Source organism: Salmonella sp. 5800, from assembly GCF_046558195.1.
Classification (GTDB): domain Bacteria; phylum Pseudomonadota; class Gammaproteobacteria; order Enterobacterales; family Enterobacteriaceae; genus Salmonella; species Salmonella enterica.
The window spans coordinates 53,694-77,849 of the sequence record NZ_JBGDOX010000010.1; the positions used below are offsets into that span (position 1 = coordinate 53,694).

At 53.8% G+C, this 24,156-nt stretch carries 24 protein-coding genes; 18 read left to right on the top strand and 6 right to left on the bottom strand.

Annotated features, from left to right (window positions below; all coding sequences use genetic code 11):
* Positions 1–61 precede the first annotated feature (61 nt).
* The 4 genes from ACLJZ5_RS17545 to ubiA all read left to right on the top strand — a co-directional run bounded on the left by ACLJZ5_RS17545 (position 62) and on the right by ubiA (position 4,066).
* The gene (locus ACLJZ5_RS17545) at positions 62–1,420 is read left to right on the top strand and encodes a maltoporin (RefSeq protein WP_000973642.1); all 1,359 of its coding nucleotides are present in this window, start codon (positions 62–64) and stop codon (positions 1,418–1,420) included.
* 163 nt (positions 1,421–1,583) lie between these two features.
* Positions 1,584–2,501 (top strand): maltose operon protein MalM, encoded by a 918-nt coding sequence (gene malM / locus ACLJZ5_RS17550; RefSeq protein ID WP_000782493.1) that lies wholly within the window; start codon positions 1,584–1,586, stop codon positions 2,499–2,501.
* A 181-nt stretch (positions 2,502–2,682) separates the two neighbouring features.
* Positions 2,683–3,180 (top strand): chorismate lyase, encoded by a 498-nt coding sequence (ubiC, locus tag ACLJZ5_RS17555; protein WP_000019217.1) that lies wholly within the window; start codon positions 2,683–2,685, stop codon positions 3,178–3,180.
* Positions 3,181–3,193: 13 nt separating this feature from the next.
* Positions 3,194–4,066: a 4-hydroxybenzoate octaprenyltransferase gene (ubiA, locus tag ACLJZ5_RS17560; protein ID WP_000455249.1), complete on the top strand. Its 873-nt coding sequence runs from the start codon at positions 3,194–3,196 to the stop codon at positions 4,064–4,066.
* 98 nt (positions 4,067–4,164) lie between these two features.
* Here the strand turns inward: ubiA and plsB are convergent, their stop codons facing one another.
* Positions 4,165–6,585: a glycerol-3-phosphate 1-O-acyltransferase PlsB gene (gene plsB, locus ACLJZ5_RS17565; protein ID WP_000017360.1), complete on the bottom strand. Its 2,421-nt coding sequence runs from the start codon at positions 6,583–6,585 to the stop codon at positions 4,165–4,167.
* Between the two features lie 170 nt (positions 6,586–6,755).
* Here plsB and ACLJZ5_RS17570 point away from each other — a divergent pair, with 170 nt between their 5' ends.
* From ACLJZ5_RS17570 to ACLJZ5_RS17590, 5 genes are all read left to right on the top strand, one after another.
* Complete coding sequence (locus ACLJZ5_RS17570; RefSeq protein WP_000002900.1) at positions 6,756–7,124, top strand: diacylglycerol kinase; 369 nt, start codon at positions 6,756–6,758, stop codon at positions 7,122–7,124.
* Between the two features lie 108 nt (positions 7,125–7,232).
* Positions 7,233–7,841 (top strand): transcriptional repressor LexA, encoded by a 609-nt coding sequence (gene lexA, locus ACLJZ5_RS17575; RefSeq protein ID WP_000646079.1) that lies wholly within the window; start codon positions 7,233–7,235, stop codon positions 7,839–7,841.
* Positions 7,842–8,019: 178 nt separating this feature from the next.
* Complete coding sequence (gene dinF / locus ACLJZ5_RS17580) at positions 8,020–9,345, top strand: MATE family efflux transporter DinF (RefSeq protein ID WP_001128113.1); 1,326 nt, start codon at positions 8,020–8,022, stop codon at positions 9,343–9,345.
* On the top strand, positions 9,342–9,455 hold the full coding sequence (locus ACLJZ5_RS17585; protein ID WP_010989093.1) for a hypothetical protein: 114 nt from the start codon (positions 9,342–9,344) through the stop codon (positions 9,453–9,455). The genes dinF and ACLJZ5_RS17585 overlap by 4 nt, the downstream gene beginning before the upstream one ends.
* A 21-nt stretch (positions 9,456–9,476) precedes the next feature.
* Entirely contained in the window at positions 9,477–9,686 is a 210-nt protein-coding gene (locus ACLJZ5_RS17590; RefSeq protein ID WP_001030592.1) for a CsbD family protein, read from the top strand.
* Between the two features lie 99 nt (positions 9,687–9,785).
* Here ACLJZ5_RS17590 and zur read toward each other — a convergent pair whose 3' ends face one another.
* Positions 9,786–10,301, bottom strand: a complete 516-nt coding sequence (zur, locus tag ACLJZ5_RS17595; protein WP_000416271.1) for a zinc uptake transcriptional repressor Zur — start codon at positions 10,299–10,301, stop codon at positions 9,786–9,788.
* A 246-nt stretch (positions 10,302–10,547) separates the two neighbouring features.
* Here zur and ACLJZ5_RS17600 point away from each other — a divergent pair, with 246 nt between their 5' ends.
* From ACLJZ5_RS17600 to pspG, 3 genes are all read left to right on the top strand, one after another.
* Complete coding sequence (locus ACLJZ5_RS17600) at positions 10,548–11,858, top strand: conjugal transfer protein TraF (protein WP_001039337.1); 1,311 nt, start codon at positions 10,548–10,550, stop codon at positions 11,856–11,858.
* Positions 11,859–11,945: 87 nt separating this feature from the next.
* Positions 11,946–12,944, top strand: a complete 999-nt coding sequence (gene dusA, locus ACLJZ5_RS17605; RefSeq protein WP_001182234.1) for a tRNA dihydrouridine(20/20a) synthase DusA — start codon at positions 11,946–11,948, stop codon at positions 12,942–12,944.
* 167 nt (positions 12,945–13,111) lie between these two features.
* Complete coding sequence (gene pspG, locus ACLJZ5_RS17610) at positions 13,112–13,354, top strand: envelope stress response protein PspG (protein WP_000891414.1); 243 nt, start codon at positions 13,112–13,114, stop codon at positions 13,352–13,354.
* Positions 13,355–13,528: 174 nt separating this feature from the next.
* Here the strand turns inward: pspG and ACLJZ5_RS17615 are convergent, their stop codons facing one another.
* Positions 13,529–14,512 (bottom strand): quinone oxidoreductase, encoded by a 984-nt coding sequence (locus ACLJZ5_RS17615; RefSeq protein WP_000235555.1) that lies wholly within the window; start codon positions 14,510–14,512, stop codon positions 13,529–13,531.
* A gap of 64 nt (positions 14,513–14,576) precedes the next feature.
* Here ACLJZ5_RS17615 and dnaB point away from each other — a divergent pair, with 64 nt between their 5' ends.
* The 6 genes from dnaB (at position 14,577) to ACLJZ5_RS17645 (ending at position 20,286) form a co-directional block, all read left to right on the top strand.
* Positions 14,577–15,992, top strand: coding sequence for a replicative DNA helicase (dnaB, locus tag ACLJZ5_RS17620; RefSeq protein ID WP_000918353.1), 1,416 nt, complete (start codon positions 14,577–14,579; stop codon positions 15,990–15,992).
* A 31-nt stretch (positions 15,993–16,023) separates the two neighbouring features.
* The gene (alr, locus tag ACLJZ5_RS17625; RefSeq protein WP_001147297.1) at positions 16,024–17,103 is read left to right on the top strand and encodes an alanine racemase; all 1,080 of its coding nucleotides are present in this window, start codon (positions 16,024–16,026) and stop codon (positions 17,101–17,103) included.
* Between the two features lie 185 nt (positions 17,104–17,288).
* On the top strand, positions 17,289–18,482 hold the full coding sequence (gene tyrB, locus ACLJZ5_RS17630; protein WP_024797334.1) for an aromatic amino acid transaminase: 1,194 nt from the start codon (positions 17,289–17,291) through the stop codon (positions 18,480–18,482).
* A 186-nt stretch (positions 18,483–18,668) separates the two neighbouring features.
* Positions 18,669–19,382, top strand: coding sequence for an acid phosphatase AphA (gene aphA, locus ACLJZ5_RS17635; RefSeq protein WP_000724436.1), 714 nt, complete (start codon positions 18,669–18,671; stop codon positions 19,380–19,382).
* 128 nt (positions 19,383–19,510) lie between these two features.
* Positions 19,511–19,927: a secondary thiamine-phosphate synthase enzyme YjbQ gene (locus ACLJZ5_RS17640; protein ID WP_000270392.1), complete on the top strand. Its 417-nt coding sequence runs from the start codon at positions 19,511–19,513 to the stop codon at positions 19,925–19,927.
* 2 nt (positions 19,928–19,929) lie between these two features.
* On the top strand, positions 19,930–20,286 hold the full coding sequence (locus tag ACLJZ5_RS17645) for an MmcQ/YjbR family DNA-binding protein (protein WP_000155665.1): 357 nt from the start codon (positions 19,930–19,932) through the stop codon (positions 20,284–20,286).
* Here ACLJZ5_RS17645 and ACLJZ5_RS17650 read toward each other — a convergent pair whose 3' ends face one another.
* The 3 genes from ACLJZ5_RS17650 to uvrA form a co-directional block, all read right to left on the bottom strand.
* A complete protein-coding gene (locus tag ACLJZ5_RS17650; RefSeq protein ID WP_024797335.1) occupies positions 20,287–20,625 on the bottom strand; it encodes a hypothetical protein in 339 nt (112 codons plus the stop codon).
* Positions 20,612–21,067 carry a hypothetical protein gene (locus ACLJZ5_RS17655; protein ID WP_000432211.1) on the bottom strand — a complete coding sequence of 152 codons (456 nt, stop codon included), beginning with the start codon at positions 21,065–21,067 and terminating at the stop codon, positions 20,612–20,614. The genes ACLJZ5_RS17650 and ACLJZ5_RS17655 overlap by 14 nt, the downstream gene beginning before the upstream one ends.
* A 131-nt stretch (positions 21,068–21,198) precedes the next feature.
* The gene (gene uvrA, locus ACLJZ5_RS17660; protein ID WP_000357725.1) at positions 21,199–24,024 is read right to left on the bottom strand and encodes an excinuclease ABC subunit UvrA; all 2,826 of its coding nucleotides are present in this window, start codon (positions 24,022–24,024) and stop codon (positions 21,199–21,201) included.
* Positions 24,025–24,156 lie beyond the last annotated feature (132 nt).

Here is a 24,156-nt window from a genome sequence, read left to right on the forward strand (position 1 = left end):
ACCATTCGCAGTTTTAGAAGGTGGCAGCGTTTAAAGAAAAGCAATGATCTCAGGAGATAGAATGATGATTACTCTGCGCAAACTCCCTCTGGCGGTTGCTGTCGCAGCGGGCGTAATGTCCGCTCAGGCAATGGCTGTCGATTTCCACGGTTACGCCCGTTCCGGTATTGGCTGGACGGGAAGCGGCGGCGAACAACAGTGTTTCCAGGCAACGGGTGCCCAAAGTAAATACCGTCTTGGTAACGAATGTGAAACCTATGCGGAATTGAAACTGGGCCAGGAAGTGTGGAAAGAGGGCGATAAGAGCTTCTATTTCGACACCAACGTCGCCTATTCGGTTAACCAGCAGAACGACTGGGAATCGACCGATCCCGCCTTCCGCGAAGCGAACGTGCAGGGTAAAAACCTGATTGAATGGCTGCCGGGCTCTACCATCTGGGCCGGTAAGCGCTTCTATCAGCGTCATGACGTACACATGATCGACTTCTACTACTGGGATATTTCAGGTCCTGGCGCGGGTATCGAAAATATCGATCTGGGCTTCGGTAAGCTTTCACTGGCGGCGACCCGGTCTACTGAAGCGGGCGGTTCTTACACCTTCAGCAGCCAGAATATTTATGATGAAGTGAAAGATACCGCTAACGACGTCTTTGACGTACGTCTGGCTGGTCTGCAAACGAACCCGGACGGCGTACTGGAGCTGGGCGTTGATTACGGCCGCGCCAATACGACCGATGGTTATAAGCTGGCTGATGGGGCATCGAAAGACGGCTGGATGTTCACCGCCGAACACACGCAAAGCATGTTGAAAGGCTATAACAAGTTTGTCGTGCAATATGCCACCGATGCCATGACCACGCAGGGTAAAGGCCAGGCGCGCGGTTCCGACGGTTCTTCATCTTTCACTGAAGAATTGCCTGATGGAACCAAAATTAATTATGCCAATAAGGTCATCAATAATAATGGCGATATGTGGCGTATTTTGGATCATGGCGCCATCTCGCTTGGTGATAAATGGGATTTGATGTACGTCGGTATGTACCAGAATATCGATTGGGATAATAACCTGGGTACTGAGTGGTGGACCGTGGGCGTACGTCCAATGTACAAGTGGACGCCAATCATGAGCACCCTGCTGGAAGTCGGCTACGACAACGTGAAATCTCAGCAGACCGGCGATCGTAACAATCAATATAAAATCACCCTGGCGCAACAGTGGCAGGCGGGCGACAGCATCTGGTCGCGTCCGGCTATCCGTATTTTCGCCACCTACGCGAAATGGGATGAGAAATGGGGCTATATCAAAGACGGCGATAACATTTCCCGTTATGCCGCAGCGACTAACTCCGGCATTTCCACCAACAGCCGTGGCGATAGCGATGAGTGGACCTTCGGCGCCCAGATGGAAATCTGGTGGTAATACGATGGTCATCTGACGTAACGAGGGGCGCAAGCCCCTCTGAAACATCAGGTCTGATGATGCTTGTAAGCCGAATAAGGCGCCAGCCGCCATTCGGCGATATGTTTGGGTTGGCGCGCTATTGCCTGGCTACCGCTGAACCCGCCTTATTGAGGTGAGAATAATGAAAATGAAGAAAAGTCTCGTCGCCCTCTGTTTAACCGCAGGGCTGTTCGCCAGCGTGCCGGGTATCAGCCTGGCGGAAGTGAACTATGTACCGCAAAATACCAGCGCCGCGCCTGCTATTCCTGCTGCTGCGCTACAGCAATTAACCTGGACGCCTGTAGATCAGTCAAAAACGCAGTCTACCCAACTGGCGACTGGCGGCCAGCGCCTTGACGTCGCCGGCATTACCGGCCCGGTCGCCGCTTATAGCGTTCCGGCGAATATCGGCGAGCTGACATTAACTCTGACCAGCGAGGTCAATAAGCAAGCCAGCGTTTTTGCGCCAAACGTGTTGATTCTTGACCAAAATATGACGCCTTCGGCGTTCTTCCCCAGCAGTTACTTTACTTATCAGCAGCCGGGTGTCATGAGCGCAGACCGGCTGGAAGGCGTGATGCGCCTGACGCCTGCGTTGGGGCAGCAGAAACTCTATGTTCTGGTGTTTACGACCGAAAAAGATCTTCAGCAAACCACTACACTGCTCGATCCGGCAAAAGCCTATGCCAAAGGCGTCGGTAACTCTATCCCGGATATTCCCGATCCAGTTGCTCGCCATACCACTGACGGCGTGGTGAAACTGAAGGTGAAAACCAACAGCAGCTCCAGCGTATTGGTCGGGCCGTTGTTTGGCTCGTCCGGTGCCGGGCCGGTAACGGTAGGCAATACCGCCGCGCCGATCGCTGCGCCAGCGCCAGTCGCGCCGAAGAAAAGCGAACCGATGTTGAACGATACGGAAAGCTACTTTAATAAAGCGATTAAGGATGCCGTAGCGAAAGGTGACGTCGATAAAGCGCTGAAACTGCTTGATGAGGCCGAACGTCTGGGATCGACATCTGCCCGTTCCACCTTTATCAGCAGTGTAAAAGGCAAGGGGTAATTGTTTCCCCACAGTGCTGATTTTGCAGCAACTGGTGCGTCTCCTGGCGCACCTTTTTTTTATCATTTCATGCGAATTGTTATTTTTTTGTTGCGCAACAGATCACTTAATTGTGATTGCGCCCCCCGTAATGTCTTTTCTGAGATACAATGACTTTAGGTTATGAATCGGAGAGTAAGGCATGTCACACCCTGCGTTAACGCAACTGCGTGCGCTGCGCTATTTTGATGCGATTCCTGCGCTTGAACCCCATTTGCTGGACTGGCTGTTGCTGGAAGATTCTATGACTAAACGTTTTGAGCAACTGGGAAAGCGGGTAAGCGTGACGCTGATTCGGGAAGCGTTTGTCGGCCAAAGTGAGGTCGAGGAAGCGTCAGGTTTACTGCCATCCGAATCCCGTTACTGGTTACGTGAGATACTGCTTTGCGCTGACGGCGAGCCCTGGCTTGCCGGACGTACCGTGGTACCGGAATCCACGCTGTGCGGACCTGAACAGGTCTTACAACATCTGGGTAAAACCCCGCTTGGACGTTATCTATTTACATCATCGACACTGACCCGCGATTTTATTGAAATTGGACGCGATGCAACGCTATGGGGGCGCCGCTCTCGACTGCGGTTGAGCGGAAAGCCACTGTTGCTTACCGAGCTTTTTTTACCTGCATCGCCGCTGTACTAAGAGGAAGATAAAGATGGAGTGGAGTCTGACGCAGAGTAAGCTGCTGGCGTTTCACCGTTTGATGCGTACAGATAAGCCTATTGGCGCGTTGCTGCTGCTCTGGCCGACGCTTTGGGCGCTATGGGTGGCGACACCGGGTATGCCTCAGCTGTGGATTTTGGCGGTTTTTGTCGCTGGCGTGTGGTTAATGCGCGCGGCGGGCTGCGTGGTAAATGATTATGCCGATCGTAAATTTGACGGACATGTAAAACGTACGGTCAACCGGCCTTTACCCAGCGGCGCCGTGACAGAGAAAGAAGCGCGCAACCTGTTTGTGGTACTGGTGCTGCTGGCGTTTTTGTTGGTGCTGACGCTGAACGCGATGACGATTCTGCTTTCCGTGGCGGCGTTGGCGTTGGCCTGGGTTTATCCCTTTATGAAACGCTACACCCACCTGCCGCAGGTCGTGCTGGGGGCCGCTTTCGGCTGGTCAATCCCCATGGCGTTCGCCGCGGTGAGCGAATCCCTGCCGTTGAGCTGCTGGCTGATGTTCCTCGCCAATATTCTCTGGGCGGTGGCTTACGATACGCAATATGCGATGGTCGACAGAGATGATGATATCAAGATAGGCATTAAATCGACTGCGATCTTGTTTGGTCGTTATGACACATTGATTATCGGGATTCTGCAGCTTGGCGTCATGGCGTTAATGGCGCTGATCGGCTGGTTGAATGGTCTGGGATGGGGATATTACTGGGCTGTGCTGGTGGCGGGCGCGCTTTTTGTCTACCAGCAAAAACTGATTGCGAACCGTGAACGTGAAGCCTGCTTTAAAGCCTTTATGAACAATAACTACGTTGGCCTGGTGCTATTTTTAGGGCTGGCGATGAGTTACTGGCACTTCTGATGTCATGCCGGGCGAACCCGGCCTGCAAAGCCAAAATTTTCAATACGTCATATCAGTCGCCCGATGAGCTTACGCCATCGGGCATTTCAGGCACTGGCTTACTCGCCCTGCGTCGCGCTTTCAATCGTCAGACGGACATCAGAGGTAATCAGATCGGCAAGCATCTGATATATCTTCATCGTTTCTGCCGGTTCGGCATCGCCCGTATCACTGATATAACCCTCATCCCGTAGCGTCAACACGAGTGAACTGAACACCGCTTTGTCGAAAAACTCCGGCGCGTTAATACCGTGCAGGACAGACAGACGTTGCGCCACGGTACGGCTTTCTTTCTCCAGCGTACTGCGGTTGATGGACGGATTGGCGCTCAACAGCCAGAACGTAATGGCATAACGCTGTAGCGTTTCGCGCGCGCCTGCCGCCAGCAGTTGCAGCGTACGGGAATGCGTCGGGTTGATATGCAGTTCATCATCCTGCAGGGTAATTAGCCCCTGACGCTGCATTTCACTGGCCAGCGCGTCAATGACCGAGGCTAACTCCTCGCGCTCCCAGCGCAGGAACAGCTCCGCTTTTAACATCGGATAGAGCGCTTCAACATGCTGCTGCAACGCATCACGCGAAATGCGACGATGCTGGGTGATAATCGCCGCCATCAGCGAAGGCATAATCAACATATGCGCGATATTGTTACGATAATAGGTCATCAACACCGCCTGCTCGCGCGGCAGGATGATGATATCGCCAATGGTGTCTTTCTCGACCTCAAACTTATTCATCTGCAGCGCGTGAGCGATGAGCTCGCCAGCGCTGGCGGCAGGAACGGTTGAGTCTGTGGAATAAGGGACATTGCGCATCAGATCGAGATAGCAATCAAGCTGCTCGGTGAGCTGCTCGCGGGTGAGCGAGCGCTGACGCGACGCTAACAGCGCGGTACAACACAGGTTCATCGCGTTTGCCGCGCCAGCGTTGTTAATACGCACCATCAGATCGGCGGCGATACTATTTACCGTCGGCGTCAGCCAGGCTGGGCGTATGGCCTCTATAGGGTCTATAGATTCGCGCCACTCCGGCACATGCTGGTTCAGGTACGTCATGAGCGGCATCGGTTCGCCAAAGTTAACGTAGCCCTGACCCAGATTGCGCAGCTTGCTCAAGCCTTTCAGCATCTGCGGCAGGCTCTCTTTCTCTTTTGTCGCGCCGCGCAGTTCTTTCGCATAGGTGCCCACTTCCATGACGTGCTCATAGCCGATGTAAATAGGCACTAACGTAATTGGACGGGTACCGCCGCGCAGCATCGCCTGGATAGTCATCGACAGGGTGCCGGTTTTCGGGTCTAACAAACGTCCGGTACGCGAACGTCCTCCTTCGACAAAATACTCAACCGAGTAACCGCGGCTGAACAGCTCGCCCAGGTATTCGCGAAAGACGGTGGAATAGAGTTTATTCCCCTTAAAGGTGCGACGAATAAAGAACGCGCCCAGACGACGGAAAATCGGGCCAGCGGGCCAGAAATTAAGGTTAATACCGGCGGCAATGTGCGGCGGAACCAGTCCCTGATGGTACAGCACATAAGAAAGGAGCAAGTAGTCCATATGGCTGCGGTGACAGGGTACATAGACGATTTCATGCCCGTCGTGCGCCAGTTGGCGTACGCGCTCGGCGTTATGCACGTTAATCCCCTGGTACAGTCGGTTCCAGGTAAACCCCAAAATCCTGTCGGTCAAACGAATCATCTCGTAAGAGAAGTTCGCCGCGATCTCTTCCATCAGCGCAATGGCGTTTTGCTGCGCTTTTTCATGAGAGATTTTTTTACTGCGCGCTTCGTCTTCTACCGCGCGGGCGATCGCTTTCGAGGCCAGCAGTTTGTTAAACAGATCCTGACGGGCGGGCAGGCGTGGGCCAACCGCCGCCAGGCGCTGGCGGGCAAAGTGCATACGCGCCACGCGAGCCAGCTTCTGCGCGATGATTTTATCGGTGCCGTGTTCATCAGCCATGCGACGCAATGAGACGGACGGCGAGAATCGGACAAAGCTATCGCGACCCAGCCAGGAGATGGCAAAGAATTTCTGTACGCCGTTCAGCATACGTAAAGGCGGGTTATCTTCTCCCTTTTCACGACCCGGCGCGCGGCCAAACATCACGGAAACGGGCACCATCTGCACGTCCAAAGCCGGATTACTCCGATGCAGATCGAGATAATCGTGAAAAAGTTTCACCGACTCTTCTTTTGGCGTGTAATAGGTAAAGACACGCGGTCCGCCGTGAATAAATACATAGCGTGGCAGCAGCGCGCCGTCGATCTCCAGCGGCTCCAGCGGATCCGGGAGATCGTGCGCCAGACATTGCGCCCGCAGCGTCAGTAAGTCCGCTTTTGAGTTGTATGGCAAGACATACATAATGGGGCGAGAAGTATCGAGCCCCAATTCCTGGGCGGGTTCCGCCGGAATAGACTTGCTTTTTACCAGTATGCTTAATGGTAAATTCAGTAATTTGTAGTAAATTCGTGGCCAGCCGGACATAAACGATGTAAAGCCTCTGGTTAATAATGCAAATGCGGTGCAAGGATATCAGAAAGTTTAGCGAATTTCTGTTGTATCCCGTCATACTTCGCGCTGCGTTACGGCAGTCCGAATCGTGCAGGGCAACCGTATAATGTCATTGACGTTAATAATGTAAAAAGGTTCTTTTGATGGCCAATAATACCACTGGATTCACCAGAATTATCAAAGCGGCAGGATATTCCTGGAAAGGATTTCGCGCCGCATGGACTCACGAAGCGGCGTTTCGCCAGGAAAGTATCGCGGTATTGCTGGGCGTCATCATCGCCTGCTGGCTGGATGTGGATGCGATTACCCGTGTGTTATTGATAGGTTCCGTTTTACTTATCATGATTGTTGAAATCCTCAACAGCGCTATTGAAGCGGTCGTGGACCGCATCGGTTCTGAATACCATGAGCTTTCCGGCCGTGCGAAAGATATGGGATCGGCTGCGGTGCTACTGTCTATTTTCGTTGCCCTGATGACCTGGGGCATCCTGTTATGGTCACATTTTCGATAAAAGTTCCAAATTTTATAAATCTCTTGTTTTTTGCGCCGTTTGTGGTTCCAAAATCACCTTTAACTGTATATACTCACAGCATGACTGTATATACACCCAGGGGGCGGAATGAAAGCGTTAACGGCCAGGCAACAAGAGGTGTTTGATCTCATCCGGGATCACATCAGCCAGACAGGTATGCCACCGACGCGTGCGGAAATCGCGCAGCGTTTGGGGTTCCGTTCCCCAAACGCGGCGGAAGAACACCTTAAAGCGCTGGCGCGCAAAGGGGTGCTTGAAATCGTTTCCGGCGCATCGCGAGGTATCCGTCTGTTACAGGAAGAAGAGGACGGATTACCGCTTGTCGGGCGTGTCGCGGCGGGTGAACCGCTTCTGGCGCAGCAGCATATTGAAGGCCATTACCAGGTCGATCCTTCGCTGTTCAAACCCAGCGCCGATTTCCTGCTGCGCGTGAGCGGTATGTCGATGAAAGACATCGGTATTATGGATGGGGATTTGCTGGCGGTACATAAAACGCAGGACGTCCGTAATGGCCAGGTGGTTGTCGCTCGCATTGATGATGAAGTGACAGTAAAACGCCTGAAAAAGCAGGGCAATAAAGTGGAGCTGCTGCCGGAAAACAGCGAGTTTACACCGATAGTGGTGGATCTGCGCGAACAAAGCTTTACGATTGAAGGGCTGGCGGTAGGCGTCATTCGCAACGGGGAATGGTTGTAGTCTCTTTTTAATCTCCTTGTAAGCCGTCATCCGGCAATCGTGCAGCCTGATGGCGCTGCGCTTATCAGGCCTACGGGAATGCAGTTCCTGAGATGATTAATTTGTAGGCCGGATAAGGCGTTACGTCGCCATCCGGCAATGCGCTCGTTTCCTTTAACTCCTTGTCAGGCTTTTCTCCATGCCGCTTTTTACCTCCTCTGATAAAGCTCTCTGGCGTCTTGCGCTGCCGATGATTTTTTCTAACATCACCGTCCCCTTACTGGGGCTGGTCGATACGGCGGTGATTGGTCATCTGGACAGCCCGGTTTTCCTGGGCGGCGTGGCGGTGGGCGCGACTGCCACCAGCTTTCTTTTCATGCTGCTGCTATTTCTACGTATGAGCACCACCGGCCTAACGGCGCAGGCATTTGGTGCCAAAAATCCGCAGGCGTTAGCCCGGGCGCTCATTCAACCGTTATTGCTGGCGCTGGGCGCTGGCGTGATGATTGTGCTATTTCGCACGCCGCTTATCGAGCTGGCTTTACATATTGTCGGCGGGAACGACGCTGTCCTGGTGCAGGCGAGACGCTTCCTTGAAATTCGTTGGCTAAGCGCTCCCGCGTCACTGGCGAATCTGGTACTGCTCGGTTGGCTGTTAGGCGTTCAGTATGCGCGGGCGCCGGTTATCTTGTTGGTCGTGGGCAATATTCTCAACATCGCGCTCGACCTGTGGCTGGTGATGGGACTTCATATGAACGTGCAGGGCGCCGCCCTGGCGACGGTCATCGCAGAATATGCCACGTTACTGATCGGCCTCATGATGGTACGTAAAGTTCTCCATCTCCGCGGTGTGTCGCTGGATATGCTAAAACAGGCCTGGCGCGGCAACGTGCGCCGCCTTTTGGCGCTCAATCGCGATATTATGCTGCGCTCATTGCTCCTTCAGCTTTGTTTTGGCGCAATCACGGTGTCAGGCGCGCGGCTGGGCAGCGATATTATCGCGGTAAATGCAGTCCTGATGACCTTACTCACCTTTACGGCCTATGCGCTGGACGGTTTTGCTTATGCGGTGGAGGCGCACTCCGGTCAGGCTTACGGCGCGCGTGACGGTAGCAAGCTACTGGACGTCTGGCGAGCGGCGTGTCGTCAGTCAGGAATTGTGGCCTTGTTGTTTTCCACAGTCTATGCCCTGGCAGGCGAACATATTGTCGCGTTACTGACCTCATTGCCGCAAATACAGCTACTGGCGGATCGGTATCTTATCTGGCAGGTGGTATTACCGCTGGTGGGCGTATGGTGCTATCTGCTCGACGGTATGTTTATTGGCGCGACGCGCGCCGCCGAAATGCGCAATAGCATGGCAGTCGCCGCGGGAGGATTTGCGCTGACGCTCTTCGCCCTGCCGGTATTAGGAAATCATGGTTTATGGCTGGCATTAACCGTGTTCCTGGCGCTTCGCGGTCTGTCGTTGAGCCTTATCTGGCGTCGTCACTGGCGCGAGGGTACATGGTTTGCCAGATCGTGACGGTTAAAAATTCTGAATATAAAACCGAAGGCCGAATTCCTGCCTACAATTATTATCACGTCCAGCAGAAATTGCAGAGCATTTGGGCGAATAACACCTGCTATTCCTAACCGAATGATGAGGACAAGATGATGAATAAAGACGAAGCCGGCGGTAACTGGAAACAGTTTAAAGGTAAAATGAAAGAACAATGGGGCAAACTGACCGATGACGATATGACCGTTATCGAAGGTAAACGCGACCAACTGGTAGGTAAAATCCAGGAGCGTTACGGTTACCAGAAAGATCAGGCGGAAAAAGAGGTTGTTGACTGGGAAACCCGTAACAACTATCGCTGGTAATATGTTTTCCCCTACCAGGAGTACATGGATGTGCTTCCCACTGTTTGCTTATGAATGCGGGCGTGCCCCTCTCTACTGCCGCCCGTTTTTCCGTTCAGGCTAACGCGGTTTTTTCTTCACCAGCACCGAGTGATCGTGACCACAGTCGCCCGGATGGCGACACGCTTCCACTTCTACGCACGCAGGGCACAGACCGTGCGCCTCAATAACGTTATGTCGTAGCGCAAAGCCCATTTTAGCCGCCAGCGTATGCATGATGTCTTCCACGCCCTCGGCACACTCTTCCTTCACCACGCCGCAACGATCGCAGATAAACATGGCCGAGCTGTGCGTCGGCTGGTCGAACAGGTGGCAAACCACATAACTATTGGTGGATTCCACTTTATGGACAAAACCCTGTTCGAGCAAAAAATCCAGCGCGCGGTAGATGGTGGGCGGTTTGGCCTGTGGTTCCGTTTCGCGCAGCAAATCGAGCAAATCGTATGCGCTGATGGCACCCTGTTGCAGACTCATCAGGCGCAGCACTTCGAGGCGCTGAGGCGTCAGGCGCACGTTGCGCTGCGCGCAGAGTTTTTCAGCTTGCGCCAGTAACTCTTGCGTTGTGGTCTTTTCCATGTAGCACCTCGAATGGCATGAAAGTCTAATCCGTTACTTTACCACGAGCTGCTTAAAACTCTGAAATTACCCCGCGACAATATATCGCCTGCTAAGCTTTTCCGCGCCAGTATTCTCATCTATACATAATGAGGGTCGATATTATAACAACAGGATTTAACATCACTATTTCACAGCAATAGTTCGCCTCTGTCCGGTAAAGCGTGGCGGAGGGATTACTTCACCTGATAATAAGATGGGCTAACTGTGAACAAAAACGTCAAACTTTCACTGATTGCTATCGCGGTCTCGCTTTTTATGGCAAAGCAGGCGAGCGCCGCCAATACCTGGACGGAAGCGCGTAATGACGCAATGGGCGGGACGGGCGTTGCGTCCGCGAATTATGGCAGCGGAGTACTATTAAATCCGGCGTTACTGGCAAAAGCCAAACCGGAAGACAATATCACTGTTGTCCTTCCTGCGGTCGGCGTCCAGATTACGGATAAAGACAATCTCCAGGATGAAATTGACGATATCAGCGATAAAGTGGATTACTACGATGAGGTCGTCGATAACCTTACGCTGGGGCAAATTCTGCTCAATCCGCGAGGCGTGCTGAATCAATTTCAGGGCGCCGCGCGCGACCTGGCCGATGAGCTGGAATATCTCAACGGAAAAACCGCCCGCGCCAATGCCGGCGCCGGGTTGGCGGTAAGTATTCCAGGGCAAACGCTTTCCGTGGCGTTTATCGCCAAAGGTTATGCGCATGGGCGCGTGAGTTCGTCCATTGATCAGAACGATATTCAGTATCTGCGCGATATTCAGCATGATGAACGTGTCGCGCTTCGTGAAGCAGGGCGCGCTGCTTTGCTGGGGTCTGACGAAATTACAAAGCATTTAAACTCTACCGCGTCGGGGCGGGTAGCGATTGTATCTGACTACGGTATTGCGCTGGCGAAGCAGTTTGTGGTGGGCGAGGTGCCTGTTTCCATTGGCGTTACGCCAAAACTGCAAAAAACCTGGCTCTATAACTACACCACCTCAATTTATAACTACGACAGTAGCGACTGGAATAGCAGCCGTTATCGCAATGATGATACGGGTTTTAACATTGATGCGGGGCTTGCTGCCGATATCGGTGAAAACTGGACGCTGGGGCTGAGCGGGCAAAATCTGGTATCTCGCGATATCGATACGAAAGATATTTACATCACTAATGGTATGACGGGAGAAACCACCAACTACAAAGATACATACCAAATCCGCCCCCTGGTTACCGCGGGCGTCGCATGGCATAACGATTTGCTGACCGTAAGCGCCGATGGCGATCTGACGGAAACGAAAGGCTTTAAGAGCGAAGACAATTCACAGTACGTTGGCGTCGGCGCTGAAGTTCGACCATTGTCATGGCTGGCGGTGCGCGCAGGGTATCGTGCGGATGTGAAAAATAACGATAGCAATGTGGTTACCGGCGGTCTTGGCTTTGCGCCCTTTAACCGTGTGCATCTCGACTTAATGGGACTGTACGGCGAAGATGAAACCTGGGGGGCTGGCGCGCAGCTTACGATGACATTCTGAGGCGTTTTCACCGGAGGCGCTACGCCTCCAGTTTAGCGTTATGCTATAGTGACGCCCCTTTTTTAACCGGATGCTTATTTATTCGCCATGCAGCCTGAAACCCAGTCCTCCGCTTTACCTGCTTATCGCTTCTCCATCGCGCCTATGCTCGACTGGACGGACAGACATTGCCGCTATTTCCTGCGTTTGCTGTCTCGCCAGACGCTGCTCTACACCGAAATGGTGACCACGGGCGCGATTATTCACGGTAAGGGTGACTATCTGGCTTACAGCGAAGAAGAGCATCCGGTCGCTCTACAGCTTGGTGGAAGCGATCCGGCTCAGCTTGCGCATTGTGCAAAGCTGGCGGAAGCGCGTGGCTACGATGAAATTAACCTCAACGTAGGGTGCCCCTCCGATCGCGTGCAAAACGGTATGTTTGGCGCCTGTTTGATGGGCAATGCGCAACTGGTCGCCGATTGTGTTAAAGCCATGCGTGATGTCGTCTCGATTCCGGTGACGGTAAAAACCCGCATTGGTATTGACGATCAGGACAGTTATGCGTTTCTGTGTGATTTCATCAATACGGTTTCCGGTCAGGGCGAATGCGAGATGTTTATTATCCATGCGCGCAAAGCCTGGCTTTCTGGCTTAAGCCCGAAAGAAAATCGTGAGATCCCGCCGCTGGATTACCCGCGCGTCTATCAGCTAAAGCGGGATTTTCCGCACCTGACCATGTCCATTAACGGCGGCATCAAATCGCTGGAAGAGGCGAAGGAGCACCTGCGCCATATGGATGGCGTCATGGTTGGCCGCGAAGCTTATCAGAATCCGGGTATACTGGCCGCGGTGGATCGGGAGATCTTTGGCGCCGATACCACCGATGCCGACCCGGTTACGGTGGTTCGCGCGATGTATCCCTATATTGAGCGTGAATTGAGCCAGGGAGCGTATCTGGGGCATATCACTCGCCATATGCTGGGGTTGTTCCAGGGCATCCCCGGCGCGCGGCAGTGGCGTCGCTATCTGAGCGAAAACGCCCATAAAGCTGGCGCGGATGTTGCTGTACTGGAGCAGGCGCTAAAACTGGTAGCAGACAAGCGTTAAAAGTTCGCCAAAAATTAGTCAATCTCACCACGCTCTGTGCAGTCTTGCAGGGCGTTTTCTTTATATATCAAGAATATAAATATTGGCATGATTTTTGTAATAGCTTACCTGACCAAACCCGGTAAGCGCCGTGCCGCCGGGCAATGCCATCTCTATGGGGAACGACTATGCTGGAACTACTTTTTGTGCTTGGCTTTTTTCTGATGTTAATGGTGACGGGCGTCTCCTTGCTGGGCATTCTGGCCGCGCTGGTTGTAGCGACTGCCGTCATGTTCCTGGGCGGAATGTTCGCCCTGATGATCAAGCTGTTACCGTGGCTACTGCTGGCGGTGGCTGTGGTGTGGGTGATCAAAGCAGTAAAAACGCCAAAAATCCCACAGTATCAGCGCAATAACCGTCGGTTTTACTAAGGTATTGAGCGGTTCGTCACAACCTGGAACTTTGCCCTCACAGGCAAATAGGAATCGATTATTAAATCTGTCATGATTGCGCAGGTAACGAATTCATCGCGCTGTACCCTACATACAGCCGAACAAAAAAAGAAAGGGCTTCCCGGGTGGAAGCCCAATTTCTTTACAGAGCTATTACGGAATCAGCAGGCTTGAGCCCTGTGTGGCCCGGCTTTCCAGCACCTCATGCGCGCGACGGGCATCTTTTAACGCATAGCGTTGATTTTCAGCCACATCAACTTTAATCACGCCGCTGGCGATCAATGAGAACAATTCATTGCTGGCTTCGGTTAGTTCTTCACGCGTCGTAATATACCCCTGTAGTGAAGGTCGCGTGGCATACAGGGAACCTTTCTGATTCAGAATACCTAAATTCACGCCGGTGACGGGGCCGGACGCATTGCCGAAACTGACCATCAGTCCCCGACGTTGCAGGCAGTCCAGTGAGGCTTCCCAGGTATCTTTCCCCACGGAGTCATAGACCACGCGGACTTTTTTGCCGCCGGTGATCTCTTTTACCCGTTCTACAATGCTCTCCTCACGGTAATTAATTACCTGCCAGGCGCCGGCGTCCAGCGCCCGCTGCGCTTTTTGCGCGCTACCGACGGTACCGATAAGCTTCGCGCCCAGCGCTTTCGCCCATTGGCAGGCGATCAGACCGACGCCGCCCGCAGCGGCATGAAACAGGAAGGGTTCGTCGGGTTTCACTTCATAGGTTTTGCGCAACAGGTAAAAAACGGTCAATCCCTTGAGAAAAGAGGCTGCCGCCTGTTCGAAGGAAATGGCGTCAGGTAAAATCGCGGCTTTATCTGCGGGGACGTTATGGACGGAACTGTAAGCGCCGAGCGTTGACTGCGCGTAGACGACGCGATCGCCCACGCGAATGTGCTCCACGCCGTTGCCGACTTTACTGACCACACCCGCAGCTTCGGTTCCCAGGCCCGCAGGCAACGACGGGGGCGGATAGAGTCCGCTACGGATATAGGTGTCGATGAAGTTGATACCAATGGCTTTGTTCTCAACCTGGATTTCGTGTTCCGCCGGTTCCGTTGGCGTAAACTCCACGGTCTGAAGCACTTCCGGACCACCATGCTTGTGAAATTCAATACGCGTTGCCATGCTTCCTCCAAAAGAAATGTGGTAATCTTTCGACCCAATCACTATCTCGGTAACTCCATTCACTATGGCAGGAAATAAACCCTTCAACAAACCACAGACTGATGCCCGCGACCGCGATCCGCAGGTTGCCGGGATAAAAGTGCCGCCGCACTCGATTGAAGCGGAACAGTCGGTGTTGGGCGGTTTAATGCTGGATAACGAGCGCTGGGACGATGTGGCCGAGCGCGTGGTGGCGGAAGATTTCTATACCCGCCCGCATCGCCATATCTTTACGGAGATGGGGCGCTTGCAGGAAAGCGGCAGTCCTATCGACCTGATTACGCTCGCGGAATCGCTGGAGCGGCAGGGCCAACTGGACAGCGTCGGCGGTTTCGCCTATCTGGCGGAACTGTCTAAAAACACGCCAAGCGCGGCGAACATCAGTGCTTATGCGGACATTGTGCGCGAACGCGCCGTGGTCCGCGATATGATCGCGGTGGCGCATGAAATTGCGGACGCCGGTTACGATCCACAGGGGCGCAATAGCGACGAACTGCTGGATCTGGCGGAGTCGCGCGTCTTCCAGATCGCGGAAAACCGGGCCAACAAAGACGAAGGTCCGAAAAGCATCGACCAGATCCTCGACGCTACCGTGGCGCGTATTGAGCAGTTGTTCCAGCAACCGCACGATGGCGTTACAGGCGTGGATACCGGCTATCAGGATCTCAATAAAAAGACGGCAGGGTTACAGCGTTCGGATTTGATTATCGTCGCGGCGCGTCCCTCCATGGGTAAAACCACTTTTGCGATGAACCTCTGCGAAAATGCGGCGATGTTGCAGGATAAACCGGTACTGATCTTTAGTCTGGAGATGCCCGGCGAACAGATCATGATGCGTATGCTGGCCTCGCTGTCCCGCGTCGATCAGACACGTATTCGTACCGGTCAACTCGATGATGAAGACTGGGCGCGAATCTCCGGCACGATGGGCATTCTGCTGGAAAAACGCAATATGTATATTGACGACTCCTCAGGTCTTACGCCGACAGAAGTCCGTTCGCGCGCGCGGCGTATTTTCCGCGAACATGGCGGGTTAAGTCTGATCATGATCGACTACCTGCAATTGATGCGCGTGCCGTCGCTTTCTGATAACCGTACTCTGGAAATCGCCGAAATTTCCCGCTCGTTGAAAGCGCTGGCGAAGGAACTCCAGGTGCCGGTCGTGGCGCTATCGCAGCTTAACCGCTCTCTGGAACAACGCGCGGATAAACGTCCGGTGAACTCCGACCTGCGTGAATCCGGCTCTATTGAACAGGATGCCGACTTAATTATGTTTATCTACCGTGATGAGGTTTATCACGAGAACAGCGACTTAAAAGGCATTGCTGAAATTATTATTGGTAAGCAACGTAACGGTCCTATCGGTACGGTTCGTCTGACGTTCAATGGTCAGTGGTCGCGCTTCGATAACTATGCGGGACCGCAATACGATGATGAGTAACTCTCCGTCATTCTTTTAACAAGGAATTCAAATGCAAGCGGCAACAGTCGTCATTAACCGCCGCGCTCTGCGACACAACCTGCAACGTCTGCGTGAACTGGCGCCTGCCAGCAAGCTGGTTGCGGTGGTGAAAGCGAACGCTTATGGACACGGTCTTCTGGAGACCGCGCGAACGCTCCCTGATGCTGACGCTTTTGGCGTGGCGCGTCTTGAAGAGGCTCTACGTCTGCGAGCGGGCGGGATCACGCAGCCTATCCTGCTGCTGGAGGGTTTTTTCGACGCCGCCGATTTGCCGACCATTTCCGCGCAATGTCTGCATACCGCCGTACATAATCAGGAGCAGCTTGCCGCCCTGGAGGCGGTGGAGCTGGCGGAGCCGGTAACGGTCTGGATGAAACTGGATACCGGTATGCATCGTCTCGGCGTGCGTCCCGAAGAGGCGGAGGCGTTCTACCAGCGTCTGACGCACTGTAAAAATGTACGCCAGCCGGTGAATATCGTCAGCCATTTTGCCCGTGCGGATGAGCCGGAATGCGGCGCTACCGAACATCAGCTCGACATTTTTAATGCCTTCTGTCAGGGTAAACCCGGTCAGCGCTCTATTGCCGCGTCTGGCGGTATTCTGCTGTGGCCGCAGTCTCACTTTGACTGGGCGCGTCCGGGCATCATTTTGTATGGCGTATCGCCGCTGGAACACAAACCCTGGGGGCCGGATTTTGGTTTTCAGCCGGTGATGTCCTTAACCTCCAGTTTGATCGCGGTGCGTGACCACAAAGCGGGCGAACCGGTGGGCTACGGCGGGACATGGGTGAGTGAGCGCGACACGCGCCTGGGCGTGGTGGCGATGGGGTATGGCGATGGCTACCCACGAGCGGCGCCTTCCGGTACGCCAGTACTGGTCAATGGCCGTGAAGTCCCGATTGTCGGGCGGGTGGCGATGGATATGATTTGCGTGGATTTGGGGCCAAACGCGCAGGATAACGCGGGCGATCCGGTGGTCTTATGGGGTGAAGGTCTGCCGGTTGAACGTATCGCTGAAATGACAAAAGTAAGTGCTTACGAACTTATCACGCGCCTGACCTCAAGGGTGGCGATGAAGTATATTGATTAAATACGCGGCGGGCCGGGTGGCGCTTGCGCTTATCCGGCTTGTATCGCGCATTGGCTGCAGGCCGGATAAGACGTTCACGCCGCTATCCGGTAATATGCGCATCCACCACAACATCCTCTCGATCTTCTCGTCCTTCCGGTTTATTGTGTTATTTCCTGCCCTCTGTAAACCTGGAGAACCATCGCGTGTTTCAAAAAGTTGACGCCTATGCCGGCGATCCGATTCTTTCACTGATGGAGCGTTTTAAAGACGACTCCCGTCACGACAAAGTAAATCTGAGCATTGGCCTGTATTACAACGAAGACGGGATTATCCCACAGCTTAAAACGGTGGCCGAAGCCGAAGCCCGGCTTAACGCGCAGCCGCATGGCGCTTCGCTGTACCTGCCGATGGAAGGACTCAATACTTATCGCCATACTATCGCGCCTTTGCTCTTTGGCGCCGATCACCCGGTTCTTCAGCAACAGCGCGTGGCCACTATCCAGACATTAGGCGGTTCCGGCGCGCTGAAAGTGGGCGCGGATTTCCTGAAGCGTTATTTCCCCGACGCAGGCGTATGGGTGAGCGACCCCACCTGGGAAAACCATATTGCGATATTTGCCGGGGCAGGATTCGAAGTGAGTACTTACCCCTGGTATGACGACGCGACTAACGGCATCCGTTTTAACGATCTGCTGGCCACGCTGAATACGTTACCTGCGCGCAGTATCGTGTTGCTGCACCCCTGTTGTCACAACCCGACCGGGGCGGATTTAACGCCTTCGCAATGGGATGCGGTGATTGAAATAGTGAAAGCGCGCGATCTGATTCCGTTCCTTGATATTGCCTATCAGGGATTTGGCGCAGGCATGGACGAGGATGCTTACGCTATTCGCGCCATTGCCAGCGCCGGGTTACCTGCGTTAGTCAGTAATTCTTTTTCGAAGATTTTCTCGCTGTATGGCGAGCGCGTCGGCGGCCTGTCCGTGGTGTGTGAAGATGCCGAAATCGCCGCGCGGGTTCTGGGACAGCTAAAAGCGACGGTGCGCCGAATTTACTCCAGTCCGCCGTGTTTCGGCGCTCAGGTGGTCGCTACGGTCCTGGGCGATGAGGCGTTAAAAGCGAGCTGGCTGGCGGAAGTCGACGCGATGCGTAACCGCATTATATCGATGCGCCAGACGCTGGTGAAGGAGCTGAAGGCGGAGATGCCTGACCGCAACTTTGATTACTTGTTACAGCAGCGCGGTATGTTCAGCTATACCGGGTTAAGCGAGGAGCAGGTCGAGCGGTTGCGCGATGAGTTTGGCGTTTACCTGATTGCCAGTGGCCGCATGTGTGTCGCCGGGCTTAATACTTCAAATGTACACCGCGTGGCGAAGGCATTTGCCGCTGTCATGTAATATTCAGGCCGGACGGCGATAACAGTGCCCTCCGGCCTGACAATAGCTGTTGTGATCATCCTCTTTTTTCGTAACAAAACCGCAGATAATCCTTCCTTTTGACCGTTACTGGCGTTATGGTCAGATAGTTTTTTGAGCAAAGACTCATCTTGATAATTATAATATTTTGAATTTTAAGGGAAAAGTATGAAAAAAATAACCCTGGCGCTGAGTGCCGTCTGTTTATTGTTTACGCTAAACCATTCCGCGAATGCGTTAGTATCTTCCCCTTCGACGCTCAATCCGGGCACTAACGTTGCAAAACTCGCGGAACAAGCGCCTGTCCATTGGGTCTCTGTCGCCCAGATTGAAAACAGCCTCACCGGACGACCGCCGATGGCGGTCGGCTTTGATATTGACGACACCGTGTTATTCTCCAGCCCCGGATTCTGGCGCGGAAAGAAAACCTACTCCCCGGACAGCGACGATTATCTGAAAAATCCGGCCTTTTGGGAAAAAATGAACAACGGCTGGGATGAGTTCAGTATTCCAAAAGAAGTGGCCCGACAACTCATTGATATGCATGTTCGTCGTGGCGACAGTATTTACTTTGTCACTGGTCGTAGTCAGACGAAAACGGAAACCGTGTCGAAAACGCTGGCGGATAACTTCCATATTCCGGCGGCGAATATGAATCCGGTGATTTTCGCCGGCGATAAACCGGGACAAAATACGAAAGTTCAGTGGCTGCAGGAGAAGAACATGCGTATCTTCTACGGCGATTCGGATAACGATATTACTGCGGCTCGTGATTGTGGTATCCGCGGTATTCGTATCCTGCGCGCGGCTAACTCCACCTACAAACCGCTGCCGCAGGCAGGAGCGTTTGGCGAGGAAGTCATTGTCAACTCGGAGTACTAAAAATCAGGAGAGCGACAGGCTCTCCTTTTTTGCATGATTTTTGCACAAACTTGCCCCGCTGGCTTTTACCTTTTCCAGACTTGCTGCACACTATTCAGGAGACGTTTGTTTTTAGGAAGGAGCAGCCTATGTGGTATCAGCGCACCATTACACTGAGCGAGAAGCCGCGCGGGTTTCATCTGATAACAGATGAAATTATCGATAAATTGTCTGGCTTACCGCCTGTCGAAACGGGTTTGCTGCATCTGTTGTTGCTACACACCTCGGCCTCGCTGACGCTAAACGAAAACTGCGATCCCACCGTGCGCGCTGATATGGAGCGCCATTTCCTGAAAACCGTTCCCGATAATGCGGCGTATGAACATGATTACGAAGGCGCGGATGACATGCCTTCGCATATTAAGTCGTCAGTATTGGGCGTCTCGTTGCTGCTGCCTGTACGCCAGGGGCGTTTACAGTTAGGAACATGGCAAGGTATCTGGTTGGGAGAGCACCGTATTCACGGCGGTCCACGTAAAATCATCGCGACACTACAAGGGGAATGATAATGACCATTTCGGAATTACTGCAATACTGCATGGCAAAACCTGGCGCAGAGCAGAGCGTCCACAGCGACTGGAAAGCGACGCAAATTAAAGTGGAAGATGTACTTTTCGCGATGGTAAAAGAAGTTGAAGGACGCCCGGCAGCCTCTCTCAAAACCAGCCCGGAACTGGCAGAGTTGTTACGCCAGCAGCACAGCGATGTACGACCGAGTCGGCACCTTAATAAAGCGCACTGGAGCACGGTCTATCTGGACGGATCGCTGCCGGATTCACAACTCTATTATCTGGTCGATGCCTCTTATCAACAGGCGGTAAATGCGCTGCCGGAAGATAAACGCAAGCAGTTGCCGCAGTCCTGATTATAGCGCGCCGACCGACAACGCCAGGGCGATATCAATGAGGCGGATGACCGTAGACCGGATACGGCTGCCGAGGGCGATTTGCGCATTATTGGCGCGTAGCCTGGCGAGGTCCCGCTGTCCTTCCAGCAGAATAATCATATCGTCGTCGTCCAGCCAGCCGCGAGCATGTTCCTGAAGCGCGCGGGCGATAAACGCGGCGGACTCGCGGATAGCGTCGTCGCTGTCTTCTCTTGCCTGCTTATACGCCTGGATAAACTCGGCCATCGTCGAGGAGGCTACAGGGTGTTCGGCCCGGGCGGTGGTCATCAGGTTATGTATTTCGTTAATAGACGCCATTTTCTTCTCCCTGAGTACAGCGTGCGCCCCAATGCAGACACTCACCCTGTATGGCTAATTTCCAGACCTGATTATTTTGCTGTTGGTATCTCTCAGCCTGGATGTAAGTAAGTGGTTGCTTACGTTGCATAACCCGCGCATAAAGACGCAAATAGTGATTTTTCAGCAGCGCCAGATTATCGAGTCGGTGTTTATCCCCACCTTGACAGGCGACCCGCTCAGCCTGAAAAAATGTCTGGCGGATATCGCGGTCATCCTTGAGCAGTGTCTCTTTTTGCCACGGTATTCGCGCCGCGTCCTGCAGGAAGCGGGTTGAGCGCGCTTGTAATAGCGTCAGTTGTTGAAAAGCCACGGCGCTAAAGCGGTCAGGCAGCGTACAGGCGGATAAAAACAGGCACAGCAGTAGTGTGATTGCGTAGGGCAACTTCATGGTGTTTTCCATAACAGACCGTTTGCGCTATCACATGTCAGAGCGAGGCGGCACGCAAATCACAAATGCTCAACACGGATACAATGAGGTGGGATGAGGAAAAATGATGCCGCTTCCCGGCGAATCGGAAAGCGGCGTGAAGGTTATTTGAGCATAGGTTTAAGGAAGCGGGCGGTATGCGACGCCTCGCACTCCGCCACGGTTTCCGGCGTACCGGAGACGAGAATTTCGCCGCCGCCGCTGCCGCCTTCCGGGCCGAGGTCGACAATCCAGTCCGCCGTTTTAATGACGTCCAGGTTGTGTTCGATCACCACGATGGTGTTGCCCTGATCGCGCAACTGATGCAGAACGTCAAGCAACTGCTGAATATCGGCAAAGTGCAGGCCGGTGGTCGGCTCGTCGAGAATATACAGCGTCTGCCCGGTGCCGCGCTTCGACAGTTCGCGTGCCAGCTTCACGCGCTGGGCCTCGCCGCCGGAAAGCGTCGTCGCCGACTGACCAAGACGAATATAGGTCAGCCCCACGTCCATCAGCGTCTGCAGCTTACGCGCCAGCGCCGGAACCGCATCAAAGAACTCACGCGCTTCTTCAATGGTCATATCCAGCACTTCGTGGATGGTCTTGCCTTTGTACTTAATCTCCAGCGTTTCCCGGTTATAGCGCTTGCCTTTGCACTGGTCGCACGGCACGTAAATATCCGGCAGAAAGTGCATTTCGACTTTAATGACGCCATCGCCCTGGCACGCTTCGCAGCGACCGCCGCGCACGTTGAAGCTGAATCGCCCTGGCGTATAGCCGCGCGAGCGAGACTCCGGCACGCCAGCAAAAAGCTCGCGAACCGGGGTAAAGACGCCCGTATAGGTCGCCGGGTTGGAGCGCGGGGTACGGCCGATCGGGCTCTGGTCGATATCGATCACTTTATCGAAATGTTCCAGCCCCTGAATATCCCGATACGGCGCCGGTTCGGCGATAGTCGCCCCGTTTAACTGACGCTGGGCGATGGGGAACAGTGTGTCGTTAATCAGCGTCGATTTACCGGAACCTGAGACGCCGGTGATACAGGTAAACAGCCCTACCGGTAGCGTAAGGGTCACATCTTTCAGGTTGTTGCCGCGCGCGCCGGTGAGTTTGAGCACTTTTTCTGGATTTGCCGGCACGCGTTGTTTCGGCACTTCAATTTTGCGTTTACCGCTCATGTACTGGCCGGTCAGTGATTCCGGTACCGCCATAATGGCTTCCAGCGGGCCTTCCGCCACCACCTCGCCGCCGTGAACGCCCGCGCCGGGGCCAATATCAATCACATGGTCGGCGGCGCGGATGGCGTCTTCATCGTGTTCCACCACAATCACGGTATTGCCAAGATTGCGCAGATGAATCAACGTACCCAGCAGCCGTTCGTTATCGCGCTGGTGCAGACCGATGGACGGTTCATCCAGCACATACATCACGCCGACTAACCCGGCGCCTATCTGGCTCGCCAGACGAATACGCTGGGCTTCGCCGCCGGAAAGCGTTTCTGCCGAGCGGGAGAGCGTGAGATAGTTCAGGCCGACGTTCACCAGAAACTTGAGGCGATCGCCGATCTCTTTTAGCACTTTTTCGGCGATTTTCGCCCGTTGCCCGGAAAGCTTGAGATTAGTGAAAAAATCCATCGCATGGCCAATGCTCATATCGGAAATAGCAGGCAGCGGCGTATTTTCCACAAATACATGGCGCGCTTCGCGATTCAGTCGCGTTCCTTCACAGCTGGCGCAGGGGCGATTACTGATGAATTTCGCTAGCTCTTCGCGCACTGCGCTGGATTCCGTCTCTTTATAACGGCGCTCCATATTATGCAGCACGCCTTCGAACGGATGGCGGCGCACGGAGGTATCGCCGCGATCGTTCATATATTTAAATTCAATATTCTCTTTGCCGGAACCGTATAGCACGACTTTATGTACGTTGGCGCTGAGGCTTGCCCACGGCGCATCCACGTCGAACTTATAGTGTTCCGCCAGCGACTTGAGCATTTGAAAGTAGTAAAAATTGCGACGATCCCAACCACGAATCGCGCCGCCTGCCAGCGACAGGTCGGGATTCTGGATCACGCGGTCCGGATCGAAATATTGCTGAACGCCGAGCCCGTCACAGGTCGGGCAGGCGCCTGCCGGGTTGTTGAACGAGAACAGACGCGGTTCCAGCTCGCGCATACTGTAGCCGCAAATCGGACAGGCAAAATTGGCGGAGAACAGAAGCTCCTCCGCTTTCTCATCATCCATATCGGCAACAACCGCCGTGCCGCCGGATAATTCCAGCGCCGTTTCGAACGACTCCGCCAGGCGTTGGGAAAGATCGTTGCGAACTTTGAAGCGATCGATCACCACCTCAATAGTATGTTTCTTTTGCAGCTCCAGCTTCGGCGGATCGGAGAGATCGCAGACTTCGCCGTCAATACGGGCGCGAATGTAACCCTGGCTTGCCAGATTTTCCAGCGTTTTGGTGTGTTCGCCTTTGCGCTCTTTAATAATCGGTGCCAGCAGCATCAGACGTTTGCCTTCCGGCTGTGACAGCACGTTATCGACCATCTGGCTAACGGTTTGCGCCGCCAGCGGCACGTCATGGTCCGGACAACGCGGCTCGCCCACGCGGGCAAACAGCAGACGCAGGTAGTCGTGGATCTCGGTAATAGTACCCACCGTAGAGCGCGGGTTGTGCGATGTCGATTTCTGTTCAATTGAGATCGCGGGCGATAGCCCCTCAATATGGTCGACATCCGGTTTTTCCATGAGCGACAAAAACTGCCGCGCGTAAGCGGAGAGCGATTCAACGTAACGACGCTGCCCTTCGGCATACAGAGTGTCGAAAGCCAGTGAGGATTTGCCTGAACCCGAAAGCCCGGTCACGACAATCAGTTTGTCGCGGGGGATGACGAGGTTAATATTTTTGAGATTATGGGTGCGGGCGCCCCGAACTTCGATCTTATCCATTCACCTTTCCCGGTAGAGACTCGGATGCCTGGTTTGTTTGAAGGACAAACGGCAGAAACGGCTAATTATGACACAATTTAACCTGTTTGAATATACAGTATTGGAATGCATCTTCAGCTAAAGTATGCAACA

Bases quoted from the DNA above. Each gene is read 5' to 3' on its own strand.
- lexA (WP_000646079.1), top strand. From the start codon at position 7,233: ATGAAAGCGTTAACGGCCAGGCAACAAGAGGTGTTTGATCTCATCCGG.
- ACLJZ5_RS17570 (WP_000002900.1), top strand. From the start codon at position 6,756: ATGGCCAATAATACCACTGGATTCACCAGAATTATCAAAGCGGCAGGA.
- ubiA (WP_000455249.1), top strand. From the start codon at position 3,194: ATGGAGTGGAGTCTGACGCAGAGTAAGCTGCTGGCGTTTCACCGTTTG.
- ACLJZ5_RS17640 (WP_000270392.1), top strand. From the start codon at position 19,511: ATGTGGTATCAGCGCACCATTACACTGAGCGAGAAGCCGCGCGGGTTT.
- plsB (WP_000017360.1), bottom strand. From the start codon at position 6,585: ATGTCCGGCTGGCCACGAATTTACTACAAATTACTGAATTTACCATTA.
- malM (WP_000782493.1), top strand. From the start codon at position 1,584: ATGAAAATGAAGAAAAGTCTCGTCGCCCTCTGTTTAACCGCAGGGCTG.
- dusA (WP_001182234.1), top strand. From the start codon at position 11,946: ATGCAGCCTGAAACCCAGTCCTCCGCTTTACCTGCTTATCGCTTCTCC.
- aphA (WP_000724436.1), top strand. From the start codon at position 18,669: ATGAAAAAAATAACCCTGGCGCTGAGTGCCGTCTGTTTATTGTTTACG.
- ACLJZ5_RS17645 (WP_000155665.1), top strand. From the start codon at position 19,930: ATGACCATTTCGGAATTACTGCAATACTGCATGGCAAAACCTGGCGCA.
- ACLJZ5_RS17650 (WP_024797335.1), bottom strand. From the start codon at position 20,625: ATGGCGTCTATTAACGAAATACATAACCTGATGACCACCGCCCGGGCC.
- ACLJZ5_RS17655 (WP_000432211.1), bottom strand. From the start codon at position 21,067: ATGGAAAACACCATGAAGTTGCCCTACGCAATCACACTACTGCTGTGC.
- dinF (WP_001128113.1), top strand. From the start codon at position 8,020: ATGCCGCTTTTTACCTCCTCTGATAAAGCTCTCTGGCGTCTTGCGCTG.
- ubiC (WP_000019217.1), top strand. From the start codon at position 2,683: ATGTCACACCCTGCGTTAACGCAACTGCGTGCGCTGCGCTATTTTGAT.
- uvrA (WP_000357725.1), bottom strand. From the start codon at position 24,024: ATGGATAAGATCGAAGTTCGGGGCGCCCGCACCCATAATCTCAAAAAT.
- ACLJZ5_RS17590 (WP_001030592.1), top strand. From the start codon at position 9,477: ATGAATAAAGACGAAGCCGGCGGTAACTGGAAACAGTTTAAAGGTAAA.
- zur (WP_000416271.1), bottom strand. From the start codon at position 10,301: ATGGAAAAGACCACAACGCAAGAGTTACTGGCGCAAGCTGAAAAACTC.
- ACLJZ5_RS17615 (WP_000235555.1), bottom strand. From the start codon at position 14,512: ATGGCAACGCGTATTGAATTTCACAAGCATGGTGGTCCGGAAGTGCTT.
- alr (WP_001147297.1), top strand. From the start codon at position 16,024: ATGCAAGCGGCAACAGTCGTCATTAACCGCCGCGCTCTGCGACACAAC.
- dnaB (WP_000918353.1), top strand. From the start codon at position 14,577: ATGGCAGGAAATAAACCCTTCAACAAACCACAGACTGATGCCCGCGAC.
- pspG (WP_000891414.1), top strand. From the start codon at position 13,112: ATGCTGGAACTACTTTTTGTGCTTGGCTTTTTTCTGATGTTAATGGTG.
- ACLJZ5_RS17545 (WP_000973642.1), top strand. From the start codon at position 62: ATGATGATTACTCTGCGCAAACTCCCTCTGGCGGTTGCTGTCGCAGCG.